10 protein-coding genes are annotated in these 10,639 nt (G+C 36.1%); 5 read left to right on the top strand and 5 right to left on the bottom strand.

The genetic code is table 11. The annotated features are described in order from the left end of the window. The first annotated feature begins 317 nt into the window (after positions 1–317). Together E1171_RS16050 and E1171_RS16045 are read left to right on the top strand one after the other, a co-directional pair. Positions 318–569, top strand: a complete 252-nt coding sequence (locus E1171_RS16050) for a hypothetical protein (RefSeq protein ID WP_155207065.1) — start codon at positions 318–320, stop codon at positions 567–569. Between the two features lie 425 nt (positions 570–994). Further along, the gene (locus tag E1171_RS16045; protein ID WP_155207064.1) at positions 995–2,335 is read left to right on the top strand and encodes a TolC family protein; all 1,341 of its coding nucleotides are present in this window, start codon (positions 995–997) and stop codon (positions 2,333–2,335) included. Positions 2,336–2,379: 44 nt separating this feature from the next. Here E1171_RS16045 and E1171_RS16040 read toward each other — a convergent pair whose 3' ends face one another. From E1171_RS16040 to rsfS, 4 genes are all read right to left on the bottom strand, one after another. Then, positions 2,380–3,237 carry a hypothetical protein gene (locus E1171_RS16040; RefSeq protein ID WP_155207063.1) on the bottom strand — a complete coding sequence of 286 codons (858 nt, stop codon included), beginning with the start codon at positions 3,235–3,237 and terminating at the stop codon, positions 2,380–2,382. Beyond that, positions 3,238–4,059, bottom strand: coding sequence for a UDP-2,3-diacylglucosamine diphosphatase (locus E1171_RS16035; RefSeq protein WP_246164388.1), 822 nt, complete (start codon positions 4,057–4,059; stop codon positions 3,238–3,240). It abuts the gene before it with no gap. A 386-nt stretch (positions 4,060–4,445) separates the two neighbouring features. Further along, positions 4,446–6,545 carry an ATP-dependent zinc metalloprotease FtsH gene (gene ftsH / locus E1171_RS16030; RefSeq protein ID WP_155207062.1) on the bottom strand — a complete coding sequence of 700 codons (2,100 nt, stop codon included), beginning with the start codon at positions 6,543–6,545 and terminating at the stop codon, positions 4,446–4,448. Positions 6,546–6,599: 54 nt separating this feature from the next. Then, positions 6,600–6,989 (bottom strand): ribosome silencing factor, encoded by a 390-nt coding sequence (rsfS, locus tag E1171_RS16025; protein ID WP_155207061.1) that lies wholly within the window; start codon positions 6,987–6,989, stop codon positions 6,600–6,602. Between the two features lie 41 nt (positions 6,990–7,030). On the opposite strand from rsfS, the gene E1171_RS16020 reads away from it, so the two are divergent. The 3 genes from E1171_RS16020 to E1171_RS16010 all read left to right on the top strand — a co-directional run bounded on the left by E1171_RS16020 (position 7,031) and on the right by E1171_RS16010 (position 10,111). Then, positions 7,031–7,786, top strand: coding sequence for a biotin--[acetyl-CoA-carboxylase] ligase (locus tag E1171_RS16020; RefSeq protein WP_155207060.1), 756 nt, complete (start codon positions 7,031–7,033; stop codon positions 7,784–7,786). 217 nt (positions 7,787–8,003) lie between these two features. Continuing rightward, positions 8,004–9,311 (top strand): adenosylhomocysteinase, encoded by a 1,308-nt coding sequence (ahcY, locus tag E1171_RS16015; protein ID WP_155207059.1) that lies wholly within the window; start codon positions 8,004–8,006, stop codon positions 9,309–9,311. Between the two features lie 170 nt (positions 9,312–9,481). Next, a complete protein-coding gene (locus tag E1171_RS16010; RefSeq protein WP_155207058.1) occupies positions 9,482–10,111 on the top strand; it encodes a class I SAM-dependent methyltransferase in 630 nt (209 codons plus the stop codon). Positions 10,112–10,216: 105 nt separating this feature from the next. On the opposite strand, the gene E1171_RS16005 is transcribed toward E1171_RS16010, so the two are convergent. Further along, positions 10,217–10,639 (bottom strand): DUF3347 domain-containing protein (locus tag E1171_RS16005; protein ID WP_155207057.1); only part of this gene is annotated, 423 nt, incomplete at its 5' end.

The following is a 10,639-nucleotide window of genomic DNA, read 5'->3' as shown; positions in this document are numbered from 1 at the left end:
GAAAATGAACCGATGATGTTCATTTTTGAACAAAATTTAATGGTCTTGGTAAAGTGTATATTTGAAAGTAAATACAAAAAATTAATTATTTCTAACTTAATTTAAGAATGAAAAACAGGGATTAATTAGGCTAATAGGTTGAAAATAACTGCTAAATCCTAAAAAAAGGTCAAAAGTTCAGGTATTAATAATTTATTTCAAATTGTAAATAAACCTTGTGATAATGTTATTTTTTAGTAAATATTTTTAGGGGGTAACTTTTTGGCATTGTAGTTGTCCAGTCTGAATAAGGATATGGCAAGCAAAATGAAAGCCTCATGAAAAACCAACCTAATTCCGGCCAAAAGAAATGGATTATTGCTCTCGGAGTACTTGTAGGTGCTTTTCTGCTATTCGATATTGCATCTAATGCTTATATTGAGCATCAGCAACAGAGAAATAAACTAGAAATAACGCAGGCCTCTTTTCAAGGAAGCACTTCTAAAGATTGTTTTAAATTCTTGGATGGGAAATTATACCAGACTACAAAGTTAAAAGTAAAAAGTTCCGTTATTTTTTACGGGAGATGATTTTTTAAAAATTTTTCACCTAAAATTTTTTTTACTAAGACCCCTTTTTTTGGGAATATAAAGTAATCATTGCCTTTTATTTTTGGTGAAAATAATACTGATACTAGCCTCAAGTAACACCAGAAACTAAGAAAAACATAGGTATTGTTAATAATCAAGATCTAAAAGAAATTTAGTTTTATCAAGGTTCAACCGAGTTCACCTCCTTCCTAAATCTACTAAATCAGGTTATAGTCAATTTTAATTAATCCATATTCAGAAAAATCCTAAGTGCCCGCATTGTTCCGAAAATGGACAGTAATTGTTATATATCCGTACACCTTCTTATTTTAAAAACCTTTTCTATTCTCATAATAGGCGCTTTTAGTCCTATGGCATACCAATTGAAAAATCAGTTTTAAAAAATTTTTAAAAAGTTATTACCTATGAGAATAAATAGACCCTTTCGTGTTTTTGCTCTGGCGGTTTTGTTGCTTGGGCTAAGTTTGGAGAAAGCTGATGCTCAGCAAAAGCTTACTCTGGATCAATGTATAGAAATAGCCCTTGAAAATAATCTGGATATTCAAAAGGCCCGAAACAATGTAATAGGTGCCGAAGCCAGGGAGCAACAAAGTAAATATAATTTTTTGCCCAATTTAAATGCTGCCATAGATTATAGTACCAATTATGGAGTTTTCTTTGATAATACAACTTTTAGCCTTGAGGACATTACTACAAGTACTTCAAGCCCGCGTCTCTCTGCTGAATTGAATGTTTTTAATGGAATGAAGAATCATCGTTTATTAAAGAAGAGAAGATTGGAGAAAGAATCTGCTGAAGAAAATGTTCAGAGTAATGCAGATAACACACGCCGTTCAGTTTTGGGATTGTATTTACAGGTTTTAACAGACAGAGAAAATATTCGAATTGCCGAAGATCGGTTAAATCTTTTAACGGGACAGATGGAGAGAGCTCAAAAACGGGCAGATGCCGGAGTAAGTAATTTGGAAGAATTCTATAATTTAAAATCTCAAATTGCCAGTGAAAATTTGAATCGAGTTCGGCAGGAAAATGCTTTAAAGAGGGATAAATTGTCTTTGCTACAATTATTACAACTGGATGTAAATGGAGATTATGAGTTTGAGGGTGTGGAATCAGTAAACGGTGAGATAGAAGCTGGAGTGTCTTCTTTTTCAATGATCTATGAAAAAGCTATTAATTATTCTCCTGAATTGAAAATTGCTGAATACAATCATCAGGCCGCTAAGCAAGATATTAAAATTGCTGAGGCGGACCTTCTTCCTTCCATTAGTTTATTTGGTTCAGCCAGTTCAAGGTATTCTTCCAATTATACAGATGGGGATGATGAGTCTGTTCCATACTTTAACCAGTTACAGGATTTCTTTAGTCAGTCTATTGGAGCTACCTTAAGGATTCCTATTTTTAACAGGATGTCTACCAAGACGAATATTCAGGGGGCAAAGGTAATTAGAAGTAATGCCTTTTTGGATTTACAGCAATCAAAGATCGATTTAACCAACAACTTACAGCGTTCTTATACGGATGTGATTGCAGCCCAAGAGACCTATCAGGCAGCCAAAGAAAACTTAGTGGCCTTGGAAGAGTCTTTTAAATACTCGAAAGCAAGGTATGAGAATGGAGATGTAGATTTCTATACCTATATGGAAAGTTTGAATAATAAGAATAGGGCTGAGATTGATCTTATGATTTCCAGATATACTTTTATTCTTCAAAAGAAGGTGTTGAATATTTATGCAGGTGAATAAGAAATTAAAACAACAGCTCGGCCATTGAATGGTAGGGCTGTTGTTTATTCCTTTGACAAAGAAGTTGGCTTAAACTCGTAGATATCAAAGAAATCCTTACCAAAAAGCAACAGCTTTGTCTCAAACATTAGTGCTTGATTATAATTTTTTTTCGGGGATAATGTAATGGTGTGTTTCTCCTGACTGTAGATGTTTTGAAATACTACCTTATTAAGGTTTAAATAGTATAAGTCTTCTCCCTTAAATTGAAGACTAGCATTCGATGTTATTTTCAATTCCCTCAAGAAATTACCTTTATTGTCTAAGATAAATAATTGACCATCCTGGATATTTTGTAGAAACAATAAGTTTTGAAATTCTATCAATTTATCAATATTCCCAAAATTGTGATCAAGGTTTTGGAAGTAAACCTCCAAAGTGACCCTTTTTAGGACTGGGGAATATTTTTTCAAGTTAAGGTCACTACTATCGAAAATCCAAAGTTGTTGATCATTGGAGGGAGCCATTGCCGTAACGTAGCCAAGGTTGTCCAGGCGAAAATTATGATCCGATAATTTTACCAGAAAGCGATTGTATGATTGATATTTTTGAAGATCTTGAGAAAAGGCATAGCATATAAGCCCTTTAGAAGCATCAATGCTGGTATAAGGGCTTGAATTGGAAGAATGAAATTGATAAAGAAGTTCTCCTTCTAAGGAGTATTTTAAAAGATCACCATTATGATCGGCAATTAAAAGCTGGTGATCAGATGATTTTTCCACCTGATGGATAAGTGGAATCCTTACCTTTTTAAGGAATTTTAGTTCTTGGGAAAATGCTGAAAATGATGAAAGTACCAAAAAGGTTAAAATGAATTGATGTTTCGAAAGTTTGGGCCAAAAGAAATTGAAAGATTTAGACATTTATTCACTTAATTTAATTCCCGTTTTTTCTTTCTCAAAAGTGTGTAAATGCATTTCTTCTCCATCAAATTCACCGTAGGTAAAATAATTAAGCCATTCACCAAGATTGATATAGCGACTGTTTTTATTAATTTCCAGATCTAAAGGAAGATGACGATGGCCAAAAACATAAAAGTCGTGATGATTCTTTTTTTCTTCGGCATTACAATATTGATAGAGCCATTCTTTTTCGTAACCCATAAATTCATCCTCTCCCTTTTTCATATTACGGGATTTACTACTTCTTGACCAAGCGGTGGCAATCCCTATTCCAATATTCGGGTGAAGTCGATCAAAGGCCCATTTACATATTTTACTTCTAAAAATGTATTTCTTCAGTAATTTGTAAGTTTTGTCACCTGGACCAAGACCATCACCGTGGCCTAAAAGAAAAGTCTTGTTATTTATTTTTATAACTAAGGGGTCTTTATAAACGGGAATATTTAGTTCTTTAGGAAAGTAATCATACATCCACATGTCATGATTTCCTGTAAATAAGATCACCGGAATACCTTTGTCTGTCAGTTCGGCTAACTTCCCTTGAAAGCGAATAAATCCCTTAGGGATGGCACGTTTGTACTCGTACCAAAAATCAAAAATATCTCCCAGTAAAAAAATGGCCTGAGCATTGTCTTCAATGCTATTTAGCCATTTTATGATTTTACGCTCTCTTTTCAGACTGTCTTTTGAATTGGGGGTGCCCAAGTGAAAGTCGGAAGCAAAATATATTTTTTTACCTTCTTCTAATGTAATGTTCTTTTCAATCATTTTGCTTTCAGTCATTGCCTCAATGAAATCTTAATCAATGGGCTTTTAAAAATTTAGCATTGACCTAAATTATCGTTTAATCAAGTTGAAAGGTCATTCAAAGTTATTTGCCGGCTATAGAAAAAATCACACTCAAAAGCTGATTGTTTGATTTCAAAACGCTAAAAATACTTTTTCTTATAGAAAATCTCTGTTAAAGTAATCTGCACTAAGTAAATACTTGAACCAAAATTGAAATAAAACGCAGGTTAAAGCCTTTTTCTAAAAGAGATTAGGAATTATCAATTGCGAAGTTTCAATTTCTTTTAATTCCAAACTCCATAATATCTCCAAATATAAAAAAAAATCAGGCGGAGTAAGCCGCCTGATTTTTATATTACTTTTTTCTGACCAAGGTTTTTTTAGGTCGCAGAAGGCTCTTCAGGCTCTTTTTTGGATTCTTTTTCCACCTTGGATTCATTTTCCACCTTGGGCTCTTTATCTACTTTAGGTTTGCTTTCACTTTCAACTGGTTTATTTCCTGATTGCTCCGAAAGCTCTCCTTTAGTGTAAGCTTCATAAGTGGTTTGTCTATTAAAGGGTCTAGGACCAATTAAACGTTCCAGATCGCTTTGGAAGATGATTTCTTTTTCCAGCAACTCTTGAGCAATAATTTCTAATTCTTTTTGCTTACTAATTAGGAGTTTCTTGGTTCTTTCGTACATATCTTCCACAATCTTGCGAGCTTCTTCATCAATGGTTCTGGCAGTAGAATCAGAATAAGGTTTATTGAAGCTATATTCAGATTGTTTAGGGTCGTAGAATGAAATATTTCCGATTTTATTGTTCATTCCATACACCGAAACCATGCTGTAGGCAACCTTTGTAATTCTTTCCAAATCACTAAGGGCTCCGGTAGATATTTTTCCGAAAATAATTTCTTCTGCTGCACGACCACCAAGTGTCATACACATCTCGTCTTCCAGCTGTTCTGTTTGGTATAAGAACTGCTCTTTTGGTAAATATTGTGCATATCCTAAGGCAGCTACTCCCCTAGGGACAATACTTACTTTCACCAATGGATCAGCATGTTCTAAATACCAACCTGCCACGGCATGGCCAGCTTCATGATAGGCCACAATTTTCTTTTCTTCCGGGGAAATAAGTTTATTCTTTTTCTCCAGCCCACCGATTACCCGGTCAATGGCATCTTGAAAGTCTTGTGCTTCTACCTTTTTCTTATTTCTACGAGCAGCTATAAGTGCTGCTTCATTACAGACATTGGCTATTTCAGCACCTGCAAAACCTGGGGTTTGAGCCGCTAATTTTTTAGGATCAACATCTTTATGAAGTGTAATTGGCTCAAGGTGTACCTTAAAGATGGCTTCCCTACCAACAATATCTGGTTTATCGATGCTAATTTGGCGATCAAATCGCCCAGGACGTAGTAAAGCAGAGTCCAAAACATCTGGACGGTTTGTTGCTGCCAGGATGATAATTCCTGAATCGGTTGAAAATCCATCCATTTCTACCAGTAAGGAGTTCAGAGTGTTTTCTCTTTCGTCATTTCCTCCTGGCATTTGGCCCTTTCCTCTGGAACGACCAATAGCATCAATCTCATCAATAAAAATGATACAAGGTGCTTTTTCTTTGGCTTGCTTAAATAAGTCTCTTACCCTTGCAGCACCAACACCCACAAACATTTCCACGAAATCAGAGCCAGATAGGGTATAAAAAGGTACAGCAGCTTCCCCGGCTACAGCTTTAGCCAATAAGGTTTTTCCTGTTCCCGGAGGGCCTACCAATAATGCACCTTTTGGGATTTTTCCTCCTAGTTTGGTGTATTTACTTGGGCTTTTTAAAAAGTCCACAATTTCAGCAATCTCAACTTTGGCTTCATCAAGACCGGCAACGTCTTTAAAAGTGATTTTCACTTTGTTTTCCGCATCAAAAAGGGTTGCTTTTGATTTTCCAATATTGAAAATTTGTCCACCAGGACCTCCTTGTCCTGTCATACGACGCATTAAAAACCAGAAACCAAATATTATGAGGATAAAAATTCCCCAGTTTAGAAACCATGCTAATGGGTCGGAACGCTCATCGGTAGTATAACCAATTTGCTGATCTGCCGGAAGTTGGCTTTCAATCGCCTCGAATTTCTTATTAAAAATATCTGCCGTTGGATAGGTGACGATATAATGCGGCCCTCCACCCTGACTTAGTGAAAAAGGATTCCTTGCCTCTAATTCTTGTCTATAAATTGGCTTTTGTAATGCTTCTTCCCTAAGTGTAACCTCTACATCCACCTTGGATTGTTGCGGTATCATTACCACCTTGCTCACATCGTTGCTTTGGAGCATTTGCTCAAACCGGTGAGGGTTAATTTCAACGACTGCACTTCGGTTATTAAAGAAAGTAATACCCAAAACAACCAAGAGCAAAGTAAGAATAATCCAAAGCTGGTAATTGTTTTTTCGAGGGGGTTTTGGTATTATTTTTTTCTTATTTGAATTTTCGGTCATACTGTCAAAAATAAAGAAAACTTAACTTATTTTATATTACACTCAATTAACGATTCAAGACTGTTTTGGTTGGGTTTTCTCCTCAATATATGTGATTTCGGCATCACCCCATAAATCTTCTAAAGCAAAAAAATCTCTGGTTTCTCTTTTGAATACATGTGCTACCACATTTACGTAATCCAACAGTACCCATTCTTTATTCTCTCTACCTTCTCTATGCCAAGGATCCTCCTGAATATTTTTATATACATGCTCATCAATTGAGTCGGCAATAGCATCTACCTGAGTGTCGGAATTTCCTGTACCTATTACAAAAAAATCAGCTACTGCTCCTTTCACATTTCTTAGGTCAAGAATCACCACATCGGTAGCTTTTTTTTCTGTCATCCCTTCAACAACAAGTCTGCTTAATTCTTCTGAACTCATAGATTTTTTTTCTTTCATCCCATCTTACTAAATTGCACAGCAAAGCTAATAAAAAATACTTGCATAAAATCTTTGCCAATACATTATTTGCAGGGAAACAGGTGATTTCTCTGCCAACTTGTCATTCTACTAACGACATAGCGGCCGCTCTTGTATCTAAAGGCGGCACTTTTGAAGGAACGTTAGTGATTACCGACCAACAAACTGCCGGAAAAGGACAACGTGGGAACCAGTGGGAAGCTGAACCTGGTAAGAATTTAACCTTTTCTTTAATTTTAAAACCAGGTTTCCTGAATATATCTCAGCAATTTGCTTTGAATATGGCTGTTTCTCTTGGTGTACACGATACCTTGTTTCCTTTACTAGGGGATGGGCTGAAAGTGAAGTGGCCCAATGATATTTATTTTTTTGACAAAAAGTTGGGTGGAATCCTCATAGAAAATACATTAAAAAACAATAATATAGAATTTTCCGTTGTTGGTGTAGGAATAAATGTTAATCAGGAAAAATTTAGTACTGCCAAAGCCACATCCCTGACTCAAATTGTTGGATCCCCCTTTGAATTGAGAGAAGTCTTATCAACTATGCTTCAAAAAATTGAGGTTCGTTACCTTCAGTTAAAAGAATCGGGTGAAAGTAAGATCAGACCGGATTATTTAGAAAGTCTATATTGGTACAATGAACCTCACACTTTTCTGGCGGAAGATTATTTCACTGGACTTATAAAGGGGATTGATCCTATTGGAAGGTTAATAATTGAGAGGGAAAGTAATGTTCAATATTTTTCTTTAAAAGAAGTTAGTTTTATCGAATGATTTTCAAATTTGGTGAAGAATAGGAGAAGGAAAAAGTGAAGTGGTTATGGTTATTTTATTCACACTTTATGCTTTTTTCTTGGACCTTATTTTCTCTCCAAAGTTTGAAATCTTAAAATTTTCTTCAAATTCAGGTTATATTATGAAGTTATAAATACTTAATGTTTTAATTTTGCGGCGTTTATCTATTTGAAATAAATAAATTACACTATAAAAAATGATTGATACTCAATTAAAATACAAAGTAAAAGATATTTCCCTGGCAGATTGGGGAAGGAAAGAAATTAAACTTGCCGAAGCGGAAATGCCGGGTTTAATGGCTCTAAGAAAGGAATACGGTGAGCAGAAGCCTTTAAAGGGAGCACGTATCGCTGGTTGTTTGCACATGACTATCCAAACAGCGGTGTTAATTGAGACATTGATAGAATTGGGGGCAGAAGTGACCTGGTCTTCTTGTAATATTTTTTCTACCCAGGATCATGCTGCCGCTGCCATTGCTGCAGCCGGGATATCGGTTTACGCCTGGAAAGGGATGACTGAAGAAGAGTTTGATTGGTGTATAGAGCAAACTTTATTCTTTGGGGATGAGAAAAAACCTCTGAATATGATTCTGGATGATGGTGGGGACTTGACTAATATGGTTTTGGACCGGTATCCGGAATTGGTAGCCAATATTAAAGGTTTGTCTGAAGAGACCACTACTGGGGTTCACCGATTGTATGAGCGTATGGAGAAAGGTACTTTAACTATGCCTGCCATCAACGTAAATGATTCGGTGACTAAATCGAAGTTTGACAATAAATACGGTTGTAGGGAGTCTTTGGTAGACGGTATAAGAAGGGCTACTGATTTGATGATTGCTGGTAAGGTTGCCGTTGTTGCAGGGTATGGTGATGTTGGAAAAGGGTCTGCAGAATCTTTAAGGGCTGCTGGCGCGCGTGTAATTGTTACCGAAATTGATCCTATTTGTGCCCTACAGGCAGCTATGGAAGGTTTTGAAGTCAAAAAGATGGATAATGCTGTAAAAGAGGCTGATATTGTTGTGACCACTACTGGTAATAAAGACATTGTGGTAGGGCGTCATTTTCAAATGATGAAGGATAAAACCGTGGTTTGTAATATTGGGCACTTCGATAATGAAATTGATATGGCTTGGTTGATCAAAAACCATGGAGATACAAAAGAGGTAATTAAGCCACAAGTAGATAAATACACTGTAGACGACCATGATGTTATTATTTTGGCTGAAGGCCGTTTGGTGAATTTGGGTTGTGCTACTGGACACCCTTCTTTTGTGATGTCTAATTCCTTCTGTAATCAGACTTTGGCTCAAATCGAATTGTGGAACCACAATGAGCGTTATGAAAATCAAGTGTACACCCTTCCTAAACATTTGGATGAAAAAGTAGCTCGCCTGCATCTGGATAAAATTGGTGTGGAGCTTGATGAGCTTTCATCTGATCAAGCCGATTATATCGGTGTAAAAGTGGAAGGTCCATATAAGCCAGAGCATTACAGATATTAATGAAAGAATAGATTGCCTGATACATTTGAGTGAATTGAATAAGAAAAGCCTCCAGGTCATATGATTTGGAGGTTTTTTTATAGCGATCATTTTTGTGAAAAACAATATATTTAGATCCTCCGTATGGAAAAAAGGACCTTTAGATAGGAAATAGAATTAAAGAAATCGTAATGAAAGCATTTGATCGTAAAAAACACTGGGAAAATATTTACCAAACTAAAGCATTGCATGAGGTGAGTTGGTATCAACCAACACCTCAAGATTCATTAGATTTTGTTAAAGAGCTCAATATTCCTAAAACAGCCAAAATAATAGATGTAGGAGGAGGAGATAGCCTTTTTGTAGATCACTTATTGGATTTGGGTTATCAGGATATTACAGTTCTGGATATTTCTTCTGAGGCTTTGGATCGGGCTAAAAATCGTCTTGGAGAAAGGGCGCAACAAGTAAAATGGGTGGTGTCAGATGTAACGAAATTTAAAACTAGTGAGCTATTTGATTTTTGGCATGACCGGGCTGCTTTCCATTTTCTTACAGAGGAAGCTGATATTCACAAATATTTGGAGATAGTGCAGCAAAGGATAAAAACGGATGGTTTTTTGATTTTGGGGACTTTTTCAGAGAAAGGACCTAAAAAGTGTAGCGGTATAGAAATTAAGCAGTATTCTGAGGATTCGTTGACTGCTCGTATGCAGGAAGGTTTTGAAAAATTAAAGTGTATTCAGGTAAAACACCACACACCTTTTGATACTATTCAAGATTTTACATTTTGTAGTTTTCGCAGATTAGGGAAAGGATAAAGGAGGCATTCGATGGATTAAGGACTCGAGGGGAGCTTGGATTTTCTAAATTGGGAGAATAGAAGGGGAGTTTTCCTTCCTTCTAATCTCCAGAATTTATTTGACTTACATTTTATTTTTTACTGTTCCACACTTTAACATTTTACTGCCATAATAAGGGTTTTTTACCTCTTTCTCGGCACTTAACCAATAAGCTCCACCGTTTTGTGCCATTGGACAATATTGCAAATACACTTCACTACCTACCAGGTCAAAAGCCGCGGATAAGTTGTACATACCTTCTGAAAGAGCATTTAAATGTTTACGCTGATGTTCAACATCACTAGTTCCGCTGATATGTTCAGTACTGGTTTTAATTTGAGCCAAAGCTTCTGCATGATTCTCATTCTGGTAGCTTTTCAGGGAAGCCATTAATTCTTTGGCAGCAGCCTGTGCTTTTGCTCCATTTGTTGCTACCAGTGCATTTTTCACATTTAAATAGTTTTTCAGAACTACATCAAATGAAGAAGATGATTGTGCAAAACTGGC

Source organism: Xanthovirga aplysinae (genome assembly GCF_009711365.1).
GTDB classification, from domain to species: domain Bacteria; phylum Bacteroidota; class Bacteroidia; order Cytophagales; family Cyclobacteriaceae; genus Xanthovirga; species Xanthovirga aplysinae.
This window is presented reverse-complemented; position numbering and strand designations above follow the sequence as displayed.